27 protein-coding genes and 1 pseudogene are annotated in these 22720 nt (G+C 42.8%); 6 read left to right on the plus strand and 22 right to left on the minus strand.

Annotated features, from left to right (window positions below; translation table 11 throughout):
* Nucleotides 1-236: 236 nt before the first annotated feature.
* The 5 genes from D829_RS0115375 to D829_RS0115395 form a co-directional block, all read right to left on the minus strand.
* Nucleotides 237-1193 (minus strand): radical SAM protein, encoded by a 957-nt coding sequence (locus tag D829_RS0115375; RefSeq protein ID WP_017689799.1) that lies wholly within the window; start codon nucleotides 1191-1193, stop codon nucleotides 237-239.
* A 374-nt stretch (nucleotides 1194-1567) separates the two neighbouring features.
* Complete coding sequence (locus D829_RS0115380; RefSeq protein ID WP_017689800.1) at nucleotides 1568-2143, minus strand: GNAT family protein; 576 nt, start codon at nucleotides 2141-2143, stop codon at nucleotides 1568-1570.
* An 82-nt stretch (nucleotides 2144-2225) separates the two neighbouring features.
* Nucleotides 2226-2882 carry a pyridoxal 5'-phosphate synthase gene (locus D829_RS0115385; RefSeq protein WP_017689801.1) on the minus strand — a complete coding sequence of 219 codons (657 nt, stop codon included), beginning with the start codon at nucleotides 2880-2882 and terminating at the stop codon, nucleotides 2226-2228.
* A gap of 104 nt (nucleotides 2883-2986) precedes the next feature.
* A complete protein-coding gene (locus D829_RS0115390) occupies nucleotides 2987-3601 on the minus strand; it encodes a histidine phosphatase family protein (RefSeq protein WP_017689802.1) in 615 nt (204 codons plus the stop codon).
* 121 nt (nucleotides 3602-3722) lie between these two features.
* Complete coding sequence (locus D829_RS0115395) at nucleotides 3723-4229, minus strand: DUF2569 domain-containing protein (RefSeq protein ID WP_017689803.1); 507 nt, start codon at nucleotides 4227-4229, stop codon at nucleotides 3723-3725.
* A gap of 357 nt (nucleotides 4230-4586) precedes the next feature.
* On the opposite strand from D829_RS0115395, the gene D829_RS0115400 reads away from it, so the two are divergent.
* Nucleotides 4587-4796 carry a hypothetical protein gene (locus tag D829_RS0115400; RefSeq protein ID WP_017689804.1) on the plus strand — a complete coding sequence of 70 codons (210 nt, stop codon included), beginning with the start codon at nucleotides 4587-4589 and terminating at the stop codon, nucleotides 4794-4796.
* 19 nt (nucleotides 4797-4815) lie between these two features.
* Here D829_RS0115400 and D829_RS31150 read toward each other — a convergent pair.
* The 8 genes and pseudogenes from D829_RS31150 to D829_RS0115440 form a co-directional block, all read right to left on the minus strand.
* Nucleotides 4816-5108: pseudogene (locus tag D829_RS31150) on the minus strand (RNA polymerase alpha subunit C-terminal domain-containing protein).
* A 19-nt stretch (nucleotides 5109-5127) separates the two neighbouring features.
* Nucleotides 5128-6135, minus strand: a complete 1008-nt coding sequence (locus D829_RS0115410) for a phosphotransferase (protein WP_017689807.1) — start codon at nucleotides 6133-6135, stop codon at nucleotides 5128-5130.
* A gap of 42 nt (nucleotides 6136-6177) precedes the next feature.
* Nucleotides 6178-6771 carry a DUF4304 domain-containing protein gene (locus D829_RS0115415; protein ID WP_017689808.1) on the minus strand — a complete coding sequence of 198 codons (594 nt, stop codon included), beginning with the start codon at nucleotides 6769-6771 and terminating at the stop codon, nucleotides 6178-6180.
* A 32-nt stretch (nucleotides 6772-6803) separates the two neighbouring features.
* The gene (locus tag D829_RS0115420) at nucleotides 6804-7019 is read right to left on the minus strand and encodes a hypothetical protein (RefSeq protein WP_017689809.1); all 216 of its coding nucleotides are present in this window, start codon (nucleotides 7017-7019) and stop codon (nucleotides 6804-6806) included.
* A gap of 163 nt (nucleotides 7020-7182) precedes the next feature.
* A complete protein-coding gene (locus D829_RS0115425) occupies nucleotides 7183-7860 on the minus strand; it encodes an ABC transporter ATP-binding protein (RefSeq protein ID WP_017689810.1) in 678 nt (225 codons plus the stop codon).
* On the minus strand, nucleotides 7857-8987 hold the full coding sequence (locus D829_RS0115430; RefSeq protein WP_017689811.1) for an ABC transporter permease: 1131 nt from the start codon (nucleotides 8985-8987) through the stop codon (nucleotides 7857-7859). The genes D829_RS0115425 and D829_RS0115430 overlap by 4 nt, the downstream gene beginning before the upstream one ends.
* 67 nt (nucleotides 8988-9054) lie before the next feature.
* A complete protein-coding gene (locus D829_RS0115435) occupies nucleotides 9055-10431 on the minus strand; it encodes a HAMP domain-containing sensor histidine kinase (protein WP_017689812.1) in 1377 nt (458 codons plus the stop codon).
* Nucleotides 10428-11105 carry a response regulator transcription factor gene (locus tag D829_RS0115440; protein WP_026081192.1) on the minus strand — a complete coding sequence of 226 codons (678 nt, stop codon included), beginning with the start codon at nucleotides 11103-11105 and terminating at the stop codon, nucleotides 10428-10430. The genes D829_RS0115435 and D829_RS0115440 overlap by 4 nt, the downstream gene beginning before the upstream one ends.
* A 290-nt stretch (nucleotides 11106-11395) precedes the next feature.
* Between D829_RS0115440 and D829_RS0115445 the strand changes: the two genes are divergently transcribed.
* Nucleotides 11396-12379, plus strand: a complete 984-nt coding sequence (locus D829_RS0115445; RefSeq protein WP_017689814.1) for a cation diffusion facilitator family transporter — start codon at nucleotides 11396-11398, stop codon at nucleotides 12377-12379.
* Nucleotides 12380-12519: 140 nt separating this feature from the next.
* Here D829_RS0115445 and D829_RS31155 read toward each other — a convergent pair whose 3' ends face one another.
* From D829_RS31155 to D829_RS0115485, 8 genes are all read right to left on the minus strand, one after another.
* A complete protein-coding gene (locus D829_RS31155; RefSeq protein WP_017689815.1) occupies nucleotides 12520-12816 on the minus strand; it encodes an SHOCT domain-containing protein in 297 nt (98 codons plus the stop codon).
* 63 nt (nucleotides 12817-12879) lie between these two features.
* Entirely contained in the window at nucleotides 12880-13323 is a 444-nt protein-coding gene (locus D829_RS0115455) for a hypothetical protein (RefSeq protein ID WP_017689816.1), read from the minus strand.
* Between the two features lie 88 nt (nucleotides 13324-13411).
* A complete protein-coding gene (locus D829_RS0115460) occupies nucleotides 13412-14266 on the minus strand; it encodes an MBL fold metallo-hydrolase (RefSeq protein ID WP_017689817.1) in 855 nt (284 codons plus the stop codon).
* Nucleotides 14267-14416: 150 nt separating this feature from the next.
* Nucleotides 14417-14800 (minus strand): hypothetical protein, encoded by a 384-nt coding sequence (locus tag D829_RS0115465; RefSeq protein ID WP_017689818.1) that lies wholly within the window; start codon nucleotides 14798-14800, stop codon nucleotides 14417-14419.
* A 15-nt stretch (nucleotides 14801-14815) separates the two neighbouring features.
* A complete protein-coding gene (locus tag D829_RS0115470) occupies nucleotides 14816-15382 on the minus strand; it encodes a MepB family protein (protein ID WP_017689819.1) in 567 nt (188 codons plus the stop codon).
* A gap of 71 nt (nucleotides 15383-15453) precedes the next feature.
* Nucleotides 15454-16317: a phosphotransferase gene (locus D829_RS0115475; RefSeq protein ID WP_017689820.1), complete on the minus strand. Its 864-nt coding sequence runs from the start codon at nucleotides 16315-16317 to the stop codon at nucleotides 15454-15456.
* Nucleotides 16318-16327: 10 nt separating this feature from the next.
* The gene (locus D829_RS0115480) at nucleotides 16328-16876 is read right to left on the minus strand and encodes an HAD-IIIA family hydrolase (RefSeq protein ID WP_017689821.1); all 549 of its coding nucleotides are present in this window, start codon (nucleotides 16874-16876) and stop codon (nucleotides 16328-16330) included.
* A 43-nt stretch (nucleotides 16877-16919) separates the two neighbouring features.
* The gene (locus tag D829_RS0115485; protein ID WP_017689822.1) at nucleotides 16920-17135 is read right to left on the minus strand and encodes a hypothetical protein; all 216 of its coding nucleotides are present in this window, start codon (nucleotides 17133-17135) and stop codon (nucleotides 16920-16922) included.
* A gap of 250 nt (nucleotides 17136-17385) precedes the next feature.
* Here D829_RS0115485 and D829_RS31160 point away from each other — a divergent pair, with 250 nt between their 5' ends.
* Both D829_RS31160 and D829_RS0115495 read left to right on the plus strand, forming a co-directional pair.
* A complete protein-coding gene (locus D829_RS31160) occupies nucleotides 17386-18393 on the plus strand; it encodes an ABC transporter substrate-binding protein (protein WP_017689823.1) in 1008 nt (335 codons plus the stop codon).
* Between the two features lie 112 nt (nucleotides 18394-18505).
* On the plus strand, nucleotides 18506-20125 hold the full coding sequence (locus D829_RS0115495) for an AraC family transcriptional regulator (protein WP_017689824.1): 1620 nt from the start codon (nucleotides 18506-18508) through the stop codon (nucleotides 20123-20125).
* 146 nt (nucleotides 20126-20271) lie between these two features.
* On the opposite strand, the gene D829_RS32450 is transcribed toward D829_RS0115495, so the two are convergent.
* The gene (locus D829_RS32450; protein ID WP_193748476.1) at nucleotides 20272-20895 is read right to left on the minus strand and encodes a DUF4085 family protein; all 624 of its coding nucleotides are present in this window, start codon (nucleotides 20893-20895) and stop codon (nucleotides 20272-20274) included.
* A gap of 514 nt (nucleotides 20896-21409) precedes the next feature.
* Between D829_RS32450 and D829_RS32455 the strand changes: the two genes are divergently transcribed.
* Both D829_RS32455 and D829_RS0115520 read left to right on the plus strand, forming a co-directional pair.
* Nucleotides 21410-21991 carry a SpoIID/LytB domain-containing protein gene (locus tag D829_RS32455; RefSeq protein WP_017689828.1) on the plus strand — a complete coding sequence of 194 codons (582 nt, stop codon included), beginning with the start codon at nucleotides 21410-21412 and terminating at the stop codon, nucleotides 21989-21991.
* Nucleotides 21992-22109: 118 nt separating this feature from the next.
* Nucleotides 22110-22538 carry a hypothetical protein gene (locus D829_RS0115520; protein ID WP_017689829.1) on the plus strand — a complete coding sequence of 143 codons (429 nt, stop codon included), beginning with the start codon at nucleotides 22110-22112 and terminating at the stop codon, nucleotides 22536-22538.
* Nucleotides 22539-22720: the final 182 nt, after the last annotated feature.

Here is a 22720-nt window from a genome sequence, read left to right on the forward strand (position 1 = left end):
CTTCCGATGCAGCTTTTCTTCAGAAAGCTTTCGAGGCGAACGCTTCGCTTTTCCAGGTTTTTTCTGTCCTCTCCGTTATTGTGTAAACGAATAGTTCAATCAAAAAAGGTCATCCGATTTCCTATTAAGGAAATCAGATCACCTTGATTTTTAATCTATATAACCCTAAAGGTCACTGTTATCGTGTACATATCTCTTTCAACATACATATCACATATCTTCAATAACTCTTCCTGTCATGCGTCTGCAAAAAGAGCATCGTACGCGGGACAAGGCCGCTTTTCCAGGAATTCTGTTAACGCCGGGGGCTGCTGGGCATAGATATCCTTCAACAACGTTCCATTATAGATGTTACCAATCACGACAGGATGACATAACTCACAGATGAGGATATCCCCGTTGCCGTGCAGGTGCAGCTGTTTCGTGCCATCCACACAATTCGAGAAATACACACCAGGTTGTTCACGTAAATTCAACTGTTCAGCGAACCGATCCATGCAGGTGAAATAGAGCGTTGTATCTGGCTTTTTATGTTCAATCAGCTCCGTTACAGATCGAATGAGGGACTCTCTGGATACAATTTGACTCCAATCGGTATGTGGCATCTTAATGCTGTTCTGGATCTCATAGATGCGAACACCCAGATCATACACCTTATCGCTAATCGCCTGCATGTTCGCTTGGTTACCCTCAAACAGTAACGTTTCCAATACCGTCTCCAGACCGACTTCAGTACACAAACGGATATTCTGCTCCAGTCTCTCATACATGCGAGGATGCACTCGGTAGTACGCAGCATACGACTCCGCATCGGTATAATTGAACGAAATATGAATGTTGGACAAGCCTGCATCTCGCAACGCAAGAATCCGTTCTTCGTTCAGCAGACTGGCATTACTATTCAATTGTGTATCAATGCCATGTGCTGCACAGTACGTCACAATCTCCAGGCAATCCTGGTATTTCAGTGTTACTTCTCCTCCGGATAATCGCACTCTCTTGAGACGAGGAAGCTCACTAATAATACGGATGACATCCTGACTATTGATGCACGCTCCATCATCCCGATTGTAAGCGCAGCAATAGTCGCATTTATAATTGCAGTTCGATGTCACCCCCACCTCAAGCCCTTCCAGCTCATATACACCGGGTGTTTCCAGTTCAAGTGATTTATATCTGTTTTTGGCTATCAATTCGTTGTACCTCCTGGTTCCTTCATTCAATCCACGTTTGGATAACTTGAAGATTATAGCGGAAGGAATCCAGTTCACGATATGACATTATGTACGTTGGTTGCGGAAAGGCAAAAATAAAACCCATATCCTCAACGATCGGGAATGGGCCAAAGCTTGGCATATAATTATTGAATTAGACAATATAAAATACGATACCTTGACCTTTCGATGCAGCAATATGATAGAACTTCTGAATCTCAGTCAGATGTGATATAAGGTAATCCCAGAACCCTTTATTGTATGACATCCTTGTTGAATTCAGGATTATAGGCAAACTCATGGCTCGCCGGCATGATGAATGACACACGCCCTTTTGATCAAAAATATGTTCTTTATTTAACACGAGTATAGAAGTCTTCTTTTACGATAGCATACATCTTCAGATCCTGAAGCTCATTTTTCACCCTCATGTATTTCCTCAGCACACCTTCGAATTGCATGCCTGCCTTCTCCATGACCTTGGCGGAACCTGTGTTTTTCACCAAACATCTGGCCTGGATTCGCTCAAGCCCCACTTCGTCAAATCCAAATTGGATGATTCGTTGCACCACTTCGGTCATGTAGCCTTGATTCCAAAATTGATCGGATAATACATATCCCAGCTCAACTCTCCTGTTATCGCTGTCACACCCTAGATAGTTACAACTACCAATCAGCCTCTTGGTGTGTTTATCTTCAATCCCCCACGGGCCTATTAGATCCGTCTCATAGCGACTCATGACAAAATTTAAAAAAGCTTTGGTGTCTTCTTTGCTCTGATGCGCGTCCCAGGTAGTGAACTCCGATACAGCAGGTACAACGCAATAACTATACATATCATCCAGATCATCATAGGTAAGAGGCCGGAGTAAAGTTCTTTCGGTTTCCAACATCGGAAATGGTTCGAAGAAGCTTTCAATCGTTCTCATAGACTCACCCTCATTGAGATTGTTAGGAAAAAGAAACTCACAGTAGTTCGGTCCGTATTGCCTAACTCATCTGTTCTAAAAATCAAGGCCACAATCGGAGTGTCTTCCACTGCCCATCTTGCATCACATATTGGACTCGTACATGCTTGCGCTCCGAATCTCCCTGCCAAAACTCCACCTCTTGTGCATTCACGGCATATAAACGCCAATGAGGTGTAATAACACTGGGGTCACGGCTTATCTTTTCTTTCTGAGCTTCGATGGAACTATCCAGCACTTCCTCACGATCCAAAACCTCACTCTGATGCCCTGTCATGGCAACTGCTCTCGCTCCTGCTGAACGTTTGCGGAAATCATCAGCGCCCGCTTGATCTCCCTGATCCTCGGCAATTCCCCTTATTCGAATCTGTCTTCCAAGTGAAGGCCAGTAGAAGGTGAGAGCCACATGAGGGTTCTCCTTCAACTGCTGTCCTTTTCGACTCTCCGAACTGGAGGCAAAATAGAACGTTTCGTCGATTAGATTTTTCAAAATCAGCACCCGCGCATCAGGATAACCGTCGTGATCCACGGTGGAGATCGTCATGGCATGAGGTTCTTTCACTTCGTTCTCAACCGCCAATCTCAACCACTCCAAAAATAGCTTCCCCGGCCGCTCCGGCAACTGCTCCATATCCCACGTTGGAAATGGTCCGGATAAAGACTTCAAACGTTGCAGCAGTTCAATTGGTTGATCACTCATATCATCGCCTCCGTCTTCTATTTTATACCATTGTAATACATTGGAACCTATGAGTCTGTACTTCCTGATTAAGTCGACTTATCAGCTCTTGATCTAGTAAACAACTAATCTAGATGACTTAACACATTTGCGCTGCTAAGTTTCCAACCATGCCTTCCCTTTTCAACGGCATGTACACTGGTGTTGTCCATGGGATAAAAGCTGGACTTATTGCTCCATTTCCTCTCCTCAAGTAGATAATACAGAATATTAATCACTCCGCCGTGAGTAATTAACAGAACATTGGACTTGACTGTTTGTTCCTCTATATCTCTAAGAAGACTCTCGAAAGATGTGCTTATCCGGTTGTAAAAATCCCTTGGGCTTTCTCCTCCCGGAAAAGGGGAATCCATCTCAAGGGTGTTGAAATAAACTCCTGGGTAATGTTCTTCAGCATCCTTATGGAGCATACCTGCCAAATCTCCGTTATTCATCTCCCGCCAATCTTTCATTAAGCTAGCCTGCATATTTAATTTCTTCTCAATTTCCCGTGTTGTCTGTACTACACGAGGAAGATCACTGCTAATGATCGTATGTATGTCGTAATCCCCAACGTAACGATGCAAATGCTCTCCCAGTCTCTTGGATTGATTGATCCCCTGTTCCGTAAGTCCACGCTCACTCCATCCGCCTCGATATCCTTCCTCGTCCATCCCATGCCTTACCAGATAAATTTTCAAGATCTCTCCTCCTTTTCACATTGAACAGGTTAACTTTACATCTATAACTACTTTCGTATGTATCAAATAAACCCGACCTCAGATAGCTTCTATCCAAGATCGGGCATTTCCTGCTTACCATTCATCTCACAAATGTGTTATGAACTCGCTCGGATTTGATAAAATAAGGAATCCAGATGGCGCAAGTGATGACAGATTTAGCAATTTCTCTGATCGAGCTTCCATCTTCCAATTCTTTTGCTAACGGAATCTGGAGCAATAATAGGTAATCAATAATGCCAACAATCAGACTGAGACCATAGAAGATGATCATCAGACGGGGTAATATTGCTTTCTTGCTATAAAACGCAAAAATTGTATATCCACTGAATAATAAAAACAGCGTATTGTACACCATCTCAAAAATAAGTACTGGACCCCACAATGGGTGATAATAGTCTGATTGTTTGGAAGTTAGCATTTCCCAAGTCTCAGTTGTGAATGTGGGGATTATCTGCTGAAATAATTGCACTGCAAGTAGAATTACCGTAACAAATAATCCAATCTGGATGAGAATCAGCCAACCCCCTAAACCCGATACGCCTAGTGGACGGTAGTCTGTCTTTTGCTCTTGAATATGTGGTTCCACCTCGTAACACTTCCTTAACCAGTTTTGTTTTTCTGAGATGAGTCTTCCTCGTAATTTCAAATTGAATCTACGGGTGATACTTACCCCTTACTTCACGTGCGTTGTATGTATTGTCACACTCTACTTATAGCGATCTCTCCGCCCTCCTCTTATATAGAATTTTACACAACTTCCTTATTGTACTACACGTGTCAAGGACGAAGCAGCCATTTCAAAACATCGTACTCATTCACTGTGAAAGCAAAGAAGGCCTTCGCTATACTTCCGCCATGTTCAGTAAAGTACACGTACGTCATAATCCTCTTATACAGATGCGGGTGGTGACTCTGCATTTCGACTACGAAGGAGGATATGGATATGCCCAATCCCAAAGTAAAACTTTTGCCTTTTGCCAACATTTCAAACTATGTCGAGGGCTTCGAAATCGTTTCCACCCAGTGGGGCGGTGATGGCCTTGTCTATGTGCTGCTGATGAATCAGATCCCCGAAAGAAAACGAGGTATGTTCGTTCAGAGTAAATTGTTTTATCAGGTAACGATGAAGGAGATTACTTCCGTTGTGGATTAAAGGAAAGGAGTAATGAGAGTTATTTCTTAAAAGACAATCCCTCTTCTTCCAAAGCGCTTCGCAGTTTGGGCATGGCAGATGGCCCGATTCCGTGAAGTTTCAGGATCTCTTTCTCAGTGTACTCCGCAAGTTGCAGTAGTGTTGTGATGCCTTCACTCTCCAAGGCCTGTCTGGCGGGAGCTGACAATAAGGCTAGAAATCCCTCTGTCGGTTTACGTTCAGCTTCGCACGTCGGACAGGTTGGGCAATCACTTTTTTATAATACGAATGTCCTTGTTCGCATGTTCTGAGTGTTCCTTTATCGTTTGCCATGTGGGCATCCCCTCCTGGATTAAGTATTCAACCAGTTCTTAATATCTGAAATCATATTTTCGTATTGTTTCAAAGCCTCTAAAGTCCTAATGACTTGTGATGTTCCTAATAACTGTTCCTCTATGTCCGTACATTCAATCCACAGTGACCGTTTAAGACTATACTCGAGCCAGTCCAACTTTCCAGCAAAACCAATATCCAGAACCACTTCCCAATTGGCTGTTAGACTCCCCACTCGCTTCTTATATCCACCTATAAAAGCCAAGAACTTTTCCTCGTTTATACTTCCAGAGCTATCTACTGACCAATACACAGCTGTTTCTACCAGATCATGCATCGGATTAATATAACCTGCCGATTCCCAATCTATAATAATAGGAATGTCTTGTCTCCACATCACATTCTTAGGCTCCAGATCTCTGTGACTAATAACATTATCGGATGCTAGCATTGAAGATGAATTCTTAGCTTTCATGCTCCACTCATACAGCTTATCCATATTGGAGTCCAAAATCTTAATCCATTCCGAATTCTCATTTTTTCCTTTGTTCAGATAAAACATCCAATCTATTTTTTTAGAATTAGTCGCCTGTGAACTATCCAATTCTAGTTGTCTAAAATCCGTTTTATGGATATCTGCAAGGATCGTTCCCATCAGAGAACTGTTATTGATAGTAACTTCATCTTGTTCCAAGCGTTGCCCCTCAATCCAATCAAAAATTAGATAGAATTGATTATCAATGTTATGCATAGAAGCACCCTTTAACCTTTTTGCAGGTTGAGCATGGATATGTTCAGCTACCACGTTTGCTATTTTTTCTGAATCCATATAATTTTGCACAGCAGCAGGTCTTATCATGATCTGGGGATTCAATGCCTTAACTGCATAATTAGCTTGCGTGGTTTCGATAGCGTACATTCGATGAAGAAGTCCACCTGAAATCGGTTTGGGCGAACTGATCAATTCACCAAGCTGTAATTCATTACACAGTTTCTCAAAATTTAAATTATATTGAGTATCGTTCATATGTTATCCCCTCTCATTTTGGCTATTTGTCTGGAGCAAAGCTTACATTCCGTACTCGGAAAAAACGGCTGCATATTTCTTTTCTAATATCGTCCAGCGCTTTTCGGCTCCGTATTTGGCGTGCAGTTGCTGTAAATAATGCTTGGCTTCTTCCGTATCGCCGGCTTTTAGCAGGAAGCGGAAGCTTACTTCGCTTAAATGTAGCGCTGTCTTGTCCATATAATAATGAACTATATCTCTGGCCCCTGTTAGTGAGTGTAGGAATGACATGCCCTCTTCCAAATGCGACACCAGTTCTTTCGATAAAGCGTCTGGATCGATATCAGGCGTTAAGGTATAGTGGGCCGGAGCGGAAGGGGCTATTTCTCTGATTCGGCAGGTGAAATGAGATATGTCCTCCGATATGTCTCCATTCAATCCAACGGACTGCAACTCCGCAAGCTCGGTGGAATGAACACCACAATTAACATAAAACTGGACTTGACTAGTGGTGTTATACTTTGCTTTTTGAATGTTGAACTTGTATGCGAGGTTTCCATCCGCTTTGTAGAAATTCAGATTTTTCTTGGAATAGCCGTGTTTGGCAAATAAGGGTTTGAGGTCTGTATTGATGATCTTCTTAAACAGTTCCTGCATAAGATATCACTCCCAAGTCAGAGTTTTCAGAATCATTCCTGTTCCATTTTATAAAAATACTGTTGCAGCTCCCAGTCTCCATTATCCAGTTGAAAGACGACACATTGATCCCCGACAAACGGAATGATGCTAATATTGCTCACCAGCGTTTCATCCACGATGTCGTGCAATCTGAACTCCGCCTCAATAATTCCCCAATGAATCGACGTACTCAGCGCCGGAAATAGTTCCGCACTCAAGCTACTCATCCGCATCCGTTCCTCTCTATCTAATTCCACTATTCTTCCAATTATAGTCGAAAACACAGAAAGAAGGCCACCTCCCCAACGGGAATACGTGACCCTCACCTTACGCTCTCTGCCCTTAAGCCTTGGATCAGTATTCTCTCCAGACTCTCAGACCATGCTCCTTCTAATGCTGCACCAGTTTCCCATTTTCCAAAAAAAGAACCCGGCTACAGAGCGGCAAGATCCGCTCATCATGCGTAACCATCACTGCACTCTTGCCCTGCTCTTTCACGAGCCGTGCAATCATGCCGACAATATCCAGCCCACGTTCCGCATCCAGACTGGCTGTTGGTTCATCCGCGAGCAGGACAGCTGGATCGTTCATCAACGCCCGTGCAATGGCGACCCGCTGACGTTCTCCTCCAGACAGCTTCTCCGCATACGCCTTCCGCCGATGGGTCAAGCCTACCGTATCCAACAGCTCATCTACTCGTTTCTCCGCCTTGTTTTTATCCGTTCCGGCGAGCTTTGCAACGACCATGAGTTGTTCTTCTACTTTCAGATACGGAATGAGGTTAGCACTTTGAAAAATAAAACCGAGCTGCTGTAATCGCACATCGGATATCTCCTGTTTGCTTTTGCCCATAATAGAAGCCCCATCCAGTAGAACCTTTCCTTCCGTTGGCTCAAGAAGTGCACCAGCAATGGACAAGAATGTACTTTTGCCCGAGCCGGAAGGCCCCATCACAGCCACAAGTTCCCCTTCAGCAACTTCAAGGTCCAACTTGTCCAGAATCGTCCGTTTGCTGCCGCCATCTTCAAAGGTCTGTGTAATTCCCTGTAATACCAATCGGTTTCTCATGCTGCTGTCCTCCCAATCGCATCAAGTGCATCAATTTTGGTAACCTTCCACACCGAGAATAACGAACCCGCCACAGACATGAGAATGAATAACACACAGGTCAGAGCGAGGGTGGACAAGCCTAATTGAAATGGCATCGATGCTGGTAGAATGGACTCGAACAGTCGAACCAACAGTACGCTAATGACCAGACTACCAACTGACAAGACCAAGACTTGTAAAGAAACGCTACCCGCCAGATAAGCATTCCGAGTTCCGATGGCTTTCAATATGCCGAACTGACTCGTTTTCTGAATCGTGATGACGTAGAAGAATACCGCAAGCACAAACGCCGAGATGACATATAGAAAAGCGATCATCATAAGCAACGATCCCTGTTCTTCCTTATAACCAGGAATAGCCGATACGGCATCCGACTTCGTGATGACTTCCGTATTAGGCATTGCAGCACTCAGGCGGTCTAGCTGATCGCCTGCACCCTTAATCGCAATGGCATTGTACACAGGAGCATTAGCATTGGTGTCGGCTGAACCTTGCGAAGTTCGTGAACCTCCTTGAAGCGTAAGCCATTCCTGTTCATTCAGGAATACCACCGGGGAGTGACTGAAGGACTCATTTTGAACAAATCCACCCACAGTCCACTCCGTTCCCGAAGCTTGATCAACCAGGACGGTGCCAATTGTGACGCCGGATTCAGACAACTTTTGGTCCACTACAACCTGCCCGTTCGTCTGATCTGTAATCGTAGATCCTTCGGTAACCGTTGGAGCGAGCCAGCCTTCCGGGTTCACCATGAACAGCGTGACATCAATCTTTTTTGTGTCGCCGGTTGGACTGACGGTTGTCATTTTCACACCGAGTGGCTCAGCGTTCTCTTGCCCCACTTCGGAGCGAGCTTGATTAAGCTGATCCTGATCCACTTGTGACCGGGTAAACCGATGATTCGAATCCTGCTCCAGCACAAAGTGGGTTGCTGCCATATTTTTGACCGAAGCTGCGTTATCATACGCCAGCCCCTGTGCAAGACCTGTAACAAACAGTACCAGAAATGAAACCAGTACCATGATTGTAGCAATTAAGGCATAGCGCCCTTTGGCATACCTCATTTCCCGAATAGCCAAGTACATGTTCTGTGACCTCCCTCTTGATAACCTAAGTATAGGAGGCGAAAATGAACGGAAAATGAATAACAGATTACATCTGCGGAAGTGTCACGGTGAAGAACGTACCCTCAGGTGAACTGGAAACCTCGATCGTACCGTCATGAATTCGGATAATTTTCTGCACAATGGCAAGTCCAAGCCCGGTTCGTCCGGAAGAACGTTCACGCGCACGATCCACCCGATAGAATCGATCGAACAGGAAAGGCAGATGCTCCGCAGCAATCCCGTCTCCTGTATCCCGAATCTGAATCACGCACTGGTTATCCATCTGCTCCGCGTGAATCTCGATGCTTCTTCCCTGTGGCAGATGATTCACCGCATTGCCCAGCAGATTCATCCAAACTTGCATGAGCAGCACTTCATTGCCTACTAGCTGGATGGATTCGGGCACCGAAATCCGAAGCAGCAGTTCTTTTTCTTCGAGTTGCCATTGCAACACCTGAACCGCTTGCCGGAATTGATCTCGCAGAGAGAACTTTACTTTGCTCAGATCTTCGTTGCCTTGTTCAAGGGAGGACAGGAGCAGCAGTTGTTTGCTGAGCAAAGAGAGATGACGGCTCTCTTCCTCAATGATCGATGCATAGTGCTCCCGTTCCTGTTCAGGCAGATCCCGATCCCCCACCAATTGGGCAAAACCCTGAATCGAGGTCAGCGGTGATTGAATCTCATGCGATACATTCGATACAAACTGCTGTCGCGCCTGATCTACCCTTTCCAATTCACGACTCATGGTCATGAAATGCTGGGCCAGTTGACCAATCTCATCCCGCCTTGCGGTAGGCAATTTCAGATTATATTTTCCTTGCGCAATGCGCTTGGTCGCCTCGGACAGACGTTCAATGGGATTGACCAGATAGCGGGTACTGATCAGAAAGATCAGAATACTAATACCCACCGTCAATGCTCCAATCAGCGCAAAAAAGATCCGCAGCTCACCGAATTGCAGAATTACATCCGGACGCATAAAGAGAGCGTAATTCGCATTGCCTAGCTGTAGATGAATACCCACGGTATTGCTTAATTGATTATCGAAGAACCCGGTAATGAACGGTTTGCTTGGAAACTGGGCGACGCCATGGTACACCTCACCATTCAGCACCAGTTCTACAGCTTGCTTGTCCAGATCTTTCTCACGGAATTCGCGGCCGTAGAATCGGTTGTTGCCTTTTCCATCCGTCACATAGATTTCGTACCCGAGTGCGGCGGCATTGTTCAGATACTGCTCCATCGTGCCGGGTTGCTGTTCCACAAATTGCTTCATTTGCGTCGCGATGCCCACCAGCTTCTCATCATTAAAATCCTTGAGCTTCGTATGATAGTAGATGTTGGACAAAAGAAAACCGAGCATGCCGCTGACCATAATCACCGCAATCGTAATGAGGAATACCCGGACGTACAAGGTCCTCAAGGTACTTTCACCTCCATCTTGTAACCAATGCCCCGCACAGTCTGAATGACAAAATCGTCCGTATAATCCGCAAAACGATCACGCAGCCGCTTGATGTGCACATCAACGGTACGGTCATCTCCTTCGTAATCTGCTCCCCAGACGAGCCGAATGAGTTCATCCCGTGAGAACAAACGCCCCGGAAACTGCGCAAGTTGTGAGAGTAATTCAAATTCTTTCATTGGCAAAAAGAGAATGGATTGCCCATCGGTAACCTCCACATTGTTACGGTCAATGACGATTCGGTTCATGCGGATGATATCGCTGGATGTGCGATGGTACCGACGAAATAACGCCTTTACCCGGTAGACTAATTCTTCCGGTTCAAATGGCTTGGTCACATATTCATCTGTTCCTTTCAAATAACCATCTCTCTTGTCGGATAGCTGATCTCGTGCCGTCAGCAACATAATTGGAATGTCGTAATGCTGCCGAATGTAATCACATAACTCCAGTCCATCCATGCCTGGCATCATGACATCAAGGATCGCCAGATCGATCGGCGTTTCTTGCATCAGTTTGACCGCTTCCAATCCATCCTGCGCTTCATGGACCCGATACCCTTCCTTGGTCATGACATGCCGCAGGAGTGCTCGAATATTGGCATCATCGTCTGCCAGCAGCAGATGTTTCATAAGGTTGTCCGCCCTTCTATGTAACGAGTACATCTCACTTTGATCCTGCACAGATGGTAGCATAAAAGCAATCTCATTCGCCAGCACATGCATGGAGATACACTCGACATGTTTATATTTTCTTAAATTTGGTTGACACTACTAAGAGGCACAACTATAATAAATTCATAACATATGAACAAGCGCTCATATATTCATTTGTTGGTGAGTAACCATCGCTAAATATCATTTATAGCCACAGTAGATATCATATTACATAACGGAGCTTCGCTCCAAAGGAGAGGATTTATATGTCTGGACATCATCAAAATCAGAACCAAGGGCACGATCATGGACACGACCACGCTCACACCACCAATAACAAGAAAGTGCTGTTATTTTCCTTCATTATTATTACCATCTATATGATCGTTGAAGCCATTGGTGGATTCATCACCAACAGTCTCGCACTCATCTCGGATGCAGGACATATGTTGTCCGACTCCATTGCACTCGGGATTGCCTTGCTGGCGTTCACTTTTGGTGAAAAAGCGGTGAATACTGGCAAAACGTACGGGTATAGAAGATTTGAAATTTTGGCCGCCACGTTAAACGGAATTACGTTAATCGCCATTGCACTCTACATTTTCTACGAAGCGATTGGTCGATTTATCAACCCTCCAGAAGTCGCAACCGTAGGCATGTTAATCATCAGCGTCATTGGATTACTCATCAATATTCTGGTGGCCTGGATCATGATGCGTGGCAGCGATACGGAGAAAAACCTGAATATGCGTGGCGCTTATCTCCATGTTATCAGCGACATGCTGGGATCGGTTGGGGCCATTGCAGCGGCACTGCTCATGATGTTCTTTGGCTGGGGTTGGGCTGATCCACTGGCGAGTGTAATTGTCGCGGCGTTGGTATTGCGTAGTGGGTTCTATGTCACCAAATCATCTCTGCATATCTTGATGGAAGGTACACCGGCCAATGTGGATGTGAATGAACTGGTGCAGACCATCAAACAAGTCGATGGCGTCAAAGGCGTTCATGATGTACATGTCTGGTCCATTACCAGTAACTTGAACGCGCTGACCGCACATATCGTGGTCGATGGAACGATGGATGTTTATGCATCCGAGATCCTGGTTCAGAAGATTGAACATATGCTGGAACATAAAGAAATCAAACATGTGACGCTCCAAGTGGAGTCCGAGAAACATCTGCATGACACCTCGGTACTATGTACCGTCAAAGGTGACGCACCAGATGCCCATGCGCATCATCACCATTGATATCTGTATAACAAAATATAGTTATATCAAAAACAGGGCAGATTCCCGTTGAAGGGAACGCCCTGTTTTTGTTTATAGAAGTTCAGCTTTTTGCACAAATAGAAAATGGAATAACCTTTACCTTGTCGCAAGACTCTGAATTACTTGTATTTGGAGAGTAATTTCTCTTTCTTCTGATCAAATTCATATTCTGATATGATATTTTTCTCTTTTAATTCACCCAACTGTAGCAGTTGTTCATGAACATTCACAGGGGTCTTTTTTCTCTTGCTAGATATGATTAGAGCTAGAATTGAGAAAAGCAGACCATACAGGACAGCCAGAAGTCCCAAAACTGCCGCTACCTCCGCACCTTCTTGCGAACCATCTAAAAAAACTGCTATTAATAAAAAATTAAGTACGTACCAAATAAGACTGACGATCGATAATGCTTTCAATGAATGTTCCTCCTAAATGTTATGTATGTTTCTATTCAAAATCAGGAAAGGTCGGTCAGAAGTCTAAACATTAACCTCGTCCCAGTTTATAATGACGTATCCTAGCTGAAACAACAGGATGACAATATAACTGATATTGATTCCCAAACTGGTCTTAACTTTCTTGATCTGATCCAAGAAATCTTCTTTGTTCATTTTTCCGCGTTCCAGCTCGGACTTCATCTTTTGTTTTTCTTTCCACAACATGTAGAACTCAAGTATAGCAAATACTCCCCATGCCAATGGATATACCAGTAACACTGCATTAGCAACTGACAACAGCATAAGGGAACCTTCATCCAAACCTTTCTCCATTCCTAGCTTAAAGCTTACATTCACACTCAAAGTCAGAAATACTAAACCAAAACCTATAAAACTTAAATACGGTGTGAATCTGGAGCTGCGCAATACTTCCCCTCCTTTCGGATAATAGAACCCTAGCACATATGCCAGGGCTCTTCGATCCAAAATCAAATTCTCTTTAAGAAACTTTGACCTTATAAACCGCATTACCAATCTAAAAGTCACAGTATTAAGTTACTTTCGAACTGTCCATCTATTTCTTCTGTGCCTGTAACAGTTGATCATTAACAAATGCTTTCAAGAAGAAGAGTTCATTCCCATTAGGCTCCCGCAGCTGTTCCTTTTCAAAAGATGTTATCGCCTGCTCCAAGGAAGTAGATGTCACCGCTCTGCTAATGGTTGTAAGCTCTCTCCAGAATACATCCATCTCTTCCAGATCACAGATAGACTCGTGTCCGAGAATGAAATGCTCTGCATCATACATCTGGATATCTTGTATCATGTGGTTAAGCAAGGATTGTTTAAAATGAAACATTTTATCCGTTGTTGTTCCATAAGGACTATCTCCGAGAAAAATAGTCTTCTCTTCCGGAATATAAACTATTGTTGAATCATCCGTGTGCGTACTCTGAATCCTCTCCAGCATACAGAGCTTGTTCCCCAGATCAATCTGGAGGGAATCTTTAAAGACGATACCGGGCTTATCTAGTAGAAATGATTCTCTCCTCGGGATTTCCGCCTGTATAATTTCCATACAATGCGCGCTGATTATATTGGCATCTACATACTTGCGAAGTGACTGATCATCGAAGGAGTAAGATCTCCATTCGTTCAACCGCTGTTCTGTCAACCGATTAACGATGATCGTCGCACCGAATTCATTCATTCCCAAAAAATGATCCCAATGCGCATGAGAAATAACCACATACTGAACGGGCGGCACATCTAAGCATCGAATCTCCTCGATAAAGTCTCTGGCATGTTGAACTGAATTTCCACCATCAATCACCAGACTATGTTTTTCCCCACACACCAAGCCTAGTACCGGTCTTTCTCTATCATTATCGTTGGACATATAATAAATGGAATCGCTTAATTGATTTAACATGTCAATTCTTCTCCTCTATATGAGTATTTTCATATCATAGGCAGAGAAAAACCGCATGTTTATTCAAGCTAATACATGGATTTTTCTCCGTTTATGGATTTACCAATGGAATCACCTCTTTCAATCTGTAATCAATATTTCAACGCTATGTTATGTAATGGCAACCATTATACTCGTTATCAGCATCAACAACGTTACGGGCGCCCAGATTCTTCGTTCCCATACACTTCTCGTAATCAGATTCAAAATCGTCCCAAGTACTAAATACGCGACGATAAACCACATCGCTGTCTCTGCAAAAACAGACCACTGAGGCCAAAGCAATCCTGCTTTACTCAGAACAATGATACACATGAATGCCAAAATTGCAATCTGGAATATGCAAGCAAAACGCATGGAAACGGGATATTTCCCGGGAAACTTTCCTCCCATGGCGTACTCTCCCCAGGGCACACCTACCGCTAAAGCAACCTGAAAGAGAATCACGATTAGGATCAGGATGGTAAATGCTATTGCTGACGTTAATACGATCATGACCACACTCCTAAATCATAGGTAATTATAATGGTTTATCATAAGTGCCCGGGCTTGATCACAGTTTAACGGTTCAGTAAAAGGTAATTCCAAAAAACACTCCAGTTGCCATTGCTGCGTTTTTAGAGCCTGCTTACTTGTTGGCTTGTCCCAAGGCGGATATACACGTATGGCGCGCTTGCCACCTTTGCCTTGATCCGATACGATATCTCGCTGTAACAATACATGTTTCGGAAATACAAATTGGCCAAAATGGCTACCTAAGCGCGTACTAATGACATACATATCTGCTGGATCTGATACATCATATGGCTGTGTCGATCCATCCTCACTACGCTGCCACAGGGTAACAAATTGTCCGATCTTGGTTGGCGTGGTTTTGGCGACGCGAAATCGAATGGAGAGAGAATTTAAGGTGAACACATACGCCCCGTATTCAGCATTTTGTGCTTCTTCATGTGGTTGTGAGCAGATAAAGCCACACTTGTCATAGATAAGTTCTTTACTGGCAAGTAAGTCGCCATGAAGTACATCGGAGGTCGTCCAAGCATTCGGACGATTCAAACTACTTTTGTTATCCAACTTGTGATATCTCTCCTGTCTTGTATAGTCTGATCTAAGGCATTTACGATAGCTGTAAAAAGTTTGTTAGTTCAAAGTTCCTGACATAATCGCTTCCATTCATGCCAAGCCTTCAAATACTCAGGCAGATCATCAGGATGATGCTTGTTACTCAGCCCAATTCGGCAATATAGATGGACCAGAGCTTCCTCTATCAATCTGGATTTATCCATATCTACTTGCTCTAAAAGTTCGAACGTAGCAAATAATGTTTCGGTGTTGATATCATCCGGCGAAGAGCTAAAAGCATACAAGAAATCATAGAGGATAGGTCCAACCATTGGAGATGGGTCAATAACGCCGATGAGTTCATTTTGATCATATACAAAATTATGAACCCCCGTATCGCCATGTAAAAGAAACTTCTCTTCTTCCTCATGAAAGAGGCGATCCACTTTGGATTGAACCAAATTATAATCATCTGTCGTTAAAATACTTCCGATATTTATCTTTGCTTCATGAATACTAATCTGATTGAATTCTTTCCATGTCCTCTGCGGGAACTCTATTCTGCCCCATGATTTCGTATCTGAAGAACGCACATATGTATTGAATAACTCTTTCACCAGATGAGTTAACCAGTCTTTCTTCTGTCCCCGATTGAAATGGGTCGTACCTTCCATATACGTATAAATAAAATAAGTATTATCCGGATCAGTGAACAAAACTTCAGGCAATAACGAAGAATTCTTATACGTATCCAAAAACTGCTGGGCGATGTGAATCTGTTGGGATTCATCTGATTTCAGAATATAGTGCTTATTCAGACTCGTACTCAACCGATAAACACGTCCAGCTGTGGTACCTGACAAACTTTGAATTTCAGATATTTCTTCGTTGATATGATGCATCTTGAATAAGTTATTGATCTCATTTATCGTTGGATTAATTAACATACGGTTCTCCTCAATATCTAAATTCCCTTCCATGAATGATCCATTGTACGGCATCCCAAATATCCTCTGCAATATAATCAGGTTCGGTCTCCGTCCATTTGTCTCTGAATTTGGTTAATGAAGATTCCCCCCAGCCTGTTCTCACCATGATCTTGGTCGCTCCTACGGCATGGGCAGCAAGCATGTCTGTATCTCCTACATCTCCAATAACGATGCATTTGGATAAATCCAGACCGAGTTCCTCTGATGCCTGTAATAACATTCCGGGTTTGGGCTTTCTGCAACTGCATTCTTGCTCATGCGGACATATATAGGAGTGATCAAATCCATACTCGCGAAATTGCTCTTCAAAATCCTCAACACTTACTTCTCCACGAGAAATTCGATATTGATTCGTAAAAGCCAGCACCATAATTCCTTCTCGTTTCAAACGCATAATTGCTTCTTGAGCATTGGGGTATAATCTGAAATCTCTCGGATGAATAAAATGACCTGTACCACCAATTGTTCCATCTCTGTCTATAAAAACAGCTTGTACGTTTCCCTGTGGTTTCATCATGGTCTGTTCCCTTCTCAGAAAAATTTCAAGTCGTGTCGTTCATCTATACTTTCTCATCGATAATATGCTTGCTACCATCTTGCTGCTTATGGTGTTGCAATTTTTTAATTTCAGTTTTTAGATAGTGCACTTCTTTAATTAGTACATCCAGCTTTTTCGATGTTTTGGATGAATCTATCGCATACCGTACAATGGCAGCAAAGATAAGAACGACAATTAAACTTATAATTGAGATCACTAAAGCCCAGATAAATTCCAAAATGGTGTCCAACTCCTCGCTGACTTAAAAACGTTCATTGGTTAATAGTACCATTTTATTGAGTTTAAACTAAAGGAAATATGCTTTTTTAATTCATTAACGAGCCGTCTCTTGTTAAATGTATATTTAAGACATATTTCGAAAAAGGATCATTTTTACTCAAAAGTCCATTGAATTAATCCGTCCTCCTACTTAAGATAAGCAAAGCACCTAAATGAGAATAGATATCAGTAGAAGGAGTGGCAGATGAATGACATTTACTAAAAAAGGATTTTCTATAATTAGCATGATCTTTGTGCTTATCTTCGTACTTACTGCATGCGGCGGGGGAACTGTGAAGGAGGAGACTGGGGCGGTACAAACAGAACAAACACCGACGTCTTCTGCAAGTACATCTACAGGGCTGCGTACTGTGGAGCATATCCTTGGAAAAATTGAAGTACCCGCCGAACCTCAGCGCGTTCTTGGATTATTCGTCGAAGACGAGATGAGTGCACTTGGTGTTAAACCAATTATGCAATACTCAAGCGGAACCTATTATCAGACCTATCTTGAGGATTATTTAAAAGATGTACCGAAGCTCGATACAGCTGCCTTTAACTTTGAAGCAATCATGGCGGCGCAGCCAGATCTCATTATTCTGGGCTTCCAAGGTTGGGCAGATGGCGGTACGTATGAGAAATTGTCTAAAATTGCTCCCACCTATGTATTTACAGGTAGTGAAATTCAATACCCGCAGAACTGGAAAAAGAACTTGCTTACTGTAGCTGATCTACTCGGAAAGACAGAACAAGCACAAGACGTAATCAAGAAGCGTGAAGCAGAAACGAAGCTTGCCAAAGAGCAATTACAGGTCGCCGCTAAAGGCAAAACAGCCGCTATGATTCGCATTCATGCCAGTAAAGAACTTCGATTATATGGCGGTCCCGGAGGTCAGGTAGGCACAGCATTATATGGCGACTTTGGATTAGAGCCTGCCCCGATTGTACGCAAGTTGGCATGGGGAGAGGATATGGACATCCAAGCCATCTCGATGGAAACTATTCCACAGATCGACGCAGACTATATTTTCCTCGCTGTTGATGAAGGACGAGAAGAACAGGCTACGGAGCTTAAAGAAAGCAAGTTATGGAAGACGATCCCCGCGGTTAAACAAGGTCATGTCTATGAAGTCCGCGGTGATGTATGGATCACGAATGGTCCACTTGCTTATGAGAAAAAAATGCAAGATGTCATGAAGGCGATCATTCCTGACTAATAACCAATGACAAAGAAGAAGCTAGTTCACCTCATGGTTGACTAGCTTCTTCTTTGTCATTTAATATAATGATAATAATTCTCATTTGTATGCAGGAGGAATCTGTTACTTCATGAACATACGTACTGCGCATAGGAACTCCCCACTCCCTCCTACTGCATTTCATTCCTATTTCTTTAGGTTTGTTGATATTGAATCTGTAACCATTAGCACTACGCCTAAGCTACTCCCCGATGTCAGTCTGAGTTACAGGCTGATTGTTGTATCTGAAGGTTCAGGCAGCATATATATAGACGACAGTTGTTACCGTGCCGTCACTGGAAATGGTTATGCAGTCTCTCCTGGCGCTAAGCTCGTTATCTCTTCAGCCGTTGAAGAACAGGAGGTCTTGCATTATTTTAGCGTGACCTTTGACATCATTTCTACTCAGCCTGACGACGACATGTGGCATCCTTTCGCGAATAGCAAAATTACCATTGATCCTTTTGTTCGTACACTTGCAGTGTTGCGCAAGCTAATTGCCCTGAAGCGTCCTGAGAGCGAAGAAGAACAACTAAGCTATCATTTCCGTTTCCAAAAATGGATGCATACATTGCTTAAGCAAAATATAATTAAATCTGAAACCGTGACATCTTTACAAGCGGTGGAAAAGTGTGTTTTATTTTTGAAAGACCATTTTAATGAAGAGATTAGTACGAAACAATTGGCTGAACAGGCCGGGATTGGTGTCAAGCAATTCATTCATTTGTTCAAACAAATCACAGGCGTAACGCCTCATGAATATATATCAACGCTCCGTATACGCAAGGCAAAGGAACTGCTGATCGTTTCCAGACAACCACTTGCTGAAATTGCAGAGCAGGTCGGCTATCTGGACAGTTATTATTTTAACCGTCGCTTTAAGCAGATCACAGGCTTCCCACCGCGAGTATATGTCAACACGAAACAGTACAAAATCATGTCGATGAGTTATGTATGTGCGCTGCTGTCACTTGGCATCAAACCGATTGGCGCACCTGCCTATCATTTGGGATATTATGCTGGGCGTTTAGGAGACAACATTACGAACATTGGAGACAAATCGATCCTCTATTATGACAGAATGAGAGCCCTGAAACCGGATCTTATTATCAGTTGTGACACGATAGACCATGAAACACAACAACAACTGGAGCATATCGCTCCCATCGTGACGATCCCTTGGATGGATCTCCATGCCACGGAACATTTACAAGCCATTGGTGATGTATTTGGGATGGAGAAACAAGCAAAGAGCTGGATTGACGATTACGAATTGAAGCGTGAAGTGGCACACCAGCGAATCAAAAATTATGTAAGTAAGGATGAGACCGTTGGCCTGCTCCTGATTGAAGGGTCCGAGATATATGTGCTGGGAGACCGGAATGCGGGCGAGATTATGTACCGTACCTTCGGCTTGCAACCACCGCCACTTGTTCAACATTTGCTTGTAGAGCACCCTAACCAGTATGGTAGAAAAGTAGAAGTCGAACAGCTCTGGCAATATGAAGCAGACCGATTATTTGTCATTGTATATGGGGCTGAAGCTACCCTAACCTATAAGCAATTGCAGCACAACCCTGTGTGGAGGCAGTTGTCCGCTGTCCGTCAAGGTAAAGTGCAAACCATGGATTCGGAAAAATGGATCTATTATGATGTTCTATCACTATCAGGACAATTGGATGACGGGATGAATATACTCGCGAAACGATGATACGTATTCTACATGCTTCAAACCGATTGCAAGATACACCGGATTGTCTATTTACCTTTCTCATCAGAGTCGTCACTTTTTTGGTAGAGATCGAGGTGCACACTTATTTTACCAAGTTGACGACTCTTGCTTAGCATCACTACACCCTACTCCTCTTCTACAAGAATGTCAGCACAGCGAACAATCAATTCAGGCATATTCTCTCCATCAAATAGAACATGAAGCTCATATCCGTTATCGATTCGATACAGCTCTTGATATAGCCAGTAACTGCCTACAATCCCACCGTCTTGCTTGATGATTTCGGGTGCAACCAGCGTAAGTTTATTTATATTGGTGAAGCCCCCACGGTTGTCAAAACGAATGACCACCTCATCACCCGTCAGCAGTTCTGTCACTGTACAATCATGGTATTGAATCCGCCCATGTATTTCATCGGAAATATCCTGTGCCATCATCACTTCTCTAAATTCTTTCGATATGCGTTCCATTTCTCTTCTATTCTCTGCATTCTGTTTATTCAGCTGGAGCATAACTTCTCTCGTGCAATAACCCAACGTAAATACACGAATATCCGCAATTTGTTCAACGATTTCCTGTGGCAAATTCTCCGCCTTGTATTGAAAATTCCACTCTATCGATTCTTTGTACTCTTCCTTACATTTCTTCTCATCAAAAGGAGGGCGCACATCATATTCTGCAATGCGTTTCTCGATATGCGCTCTTTGTTCCGGCGGCATGTGAAATACGATCTGATCCTCTTCTGTCACTTCTTCCTCGAAAACAGGCGAAAACATTACTTTATAGTGGGAGGAATAACATTCATGTAAGAAAATGTTCAAATCAGTATTTGTGTCTTGTTGCATGGTATCGATTCTAACAATTCCACTTGCAAGTAACGCCTTTGCAACTGAATCGATTGAGACCATTAGTGCATCTAACAGCATATTGCCTACCGTTGTCTCTGATTATGTCGATTCAATCAATAATAGAGACTGGAATTCATTTGTTCAAACTTATTCACCTGATCGTCAACAATTTTATCAAGGATTTTCAAATAAAGAACAAAAAGAAAATAAAACCGGTAATATCTGTAGAATCTATAAGTGTATTTGAGGCTAAAAAACTTCCTTCCAATAATATACTAAAAGTAGAGCCCTATTTTGCTGACATTAGCTCAGCATATACGGATATCGGATATTACTATGTTGGTTTTAAGTATACAGTCAATAAAGAAAGTGAATTCTTCTACATACGATTAAGAAACCTAGGGAACAATTAAATTTGGAAAAGGCTAAAAATGGAATTAATGCTCAGAGTAATTCGGGCGATATACAACCTCTAAGTGCTACTAGTACGCCATCAACATTTAAATTGTATATTACTGGTTCCGGAACAATCACCAATATCGGCTTTGACACTTACGCTAAGAATGTATTGCCAAACGAGTGGTATGGATCATGGAAATCAGAGTCATTGAAAGCTGGGGCAGTAACAATTAAGACATATGCATGGTATAACGCCACTTATCCAAGAAAACCTGCAACAGATTATGGGGCACACTTGACAGACCGCTGGCAAAATTACCAACATTATGTTCCAAATTCTGGACTAACAGCTACAAATAATGCCGTTAATGCTGTATCAGGAATTTTCATGGTCAATTCTGATGGCAAAGTTTTTGACGCTCAATATAGAGCAGGATCAGAAGGGGATATTGGTACAGCTTGGGGTGGAGTGTTAAGTCAATGGGGCACACAATATATTGCACAAAATTACCCAGAGTATAACTACTACACTATACTAAGCTATTATTACAGTTTTTCTGATAAAAGTAGTGGATACATCCAAACTGGGAACTATTAATCATTTAGTTCAGATTAAAAAACGTCAAACGTAAAGTTTGGCGTTTTTTTAGAATTTCATTTAATTTTTTTCTATAATATAGATTATTCATTCAAAATTATAGAGGGAGGTGATGATAATGACAAAAAAAGCATTCTATCTGCTTCTTTTTTTCCTTCTTCTTCTCACTGCGTGTACTTCAGAAGACTCTGCAAAAAATCATGAGACTGAGGATGTGCAAAGAAAAGAGTCTGCACCTATGATCACGAGTATTAAGACTAACTTCCCTGAAAAAGAAGGTTGGGTTGTAGTCCCTGCAAACAGTTCTGATTTAACTGTCACTGTAGAGACGACCAACGCGGAAACACTTCTTTTCTGGTCCGTTCCAACTGGGACAGAGACATGGGGAGAAAGAGAACTAATCGGATACGATACCAGTGGGAATGATGGTTGGAAAATAACGTGGAATATTGCGGGTAAGTCCTTACACAATCGTTTAGTGGTTCAAGCATTGGGGAGTGATGGAAAAACGATCACTGATGAAACGATAAATATTACGAATGAGTAAGTTTGACTTAGATAATTAGTTAACGAAGATAAAAATAACAATGGATGCCCACTTTAGGTGATCGTCCATTGTTATTTTTACAGTTGTCTCTGAACTATTTAATCTTGGTAAGCAGCTTCTCTTTTTTTTACTCAAATTCATATTTAGTAATGATATTTTTCTCTCAAATTTCTACTTGTGAA

It is taken from the genome of Paenibacillus sp. PAMC 26794, assembly GCF_000316035.1.
Lineage (GTDB): Bacteria > Bacillota > Bacilli > Paenibacillales > Paenibacillaceae > Paenibacillus.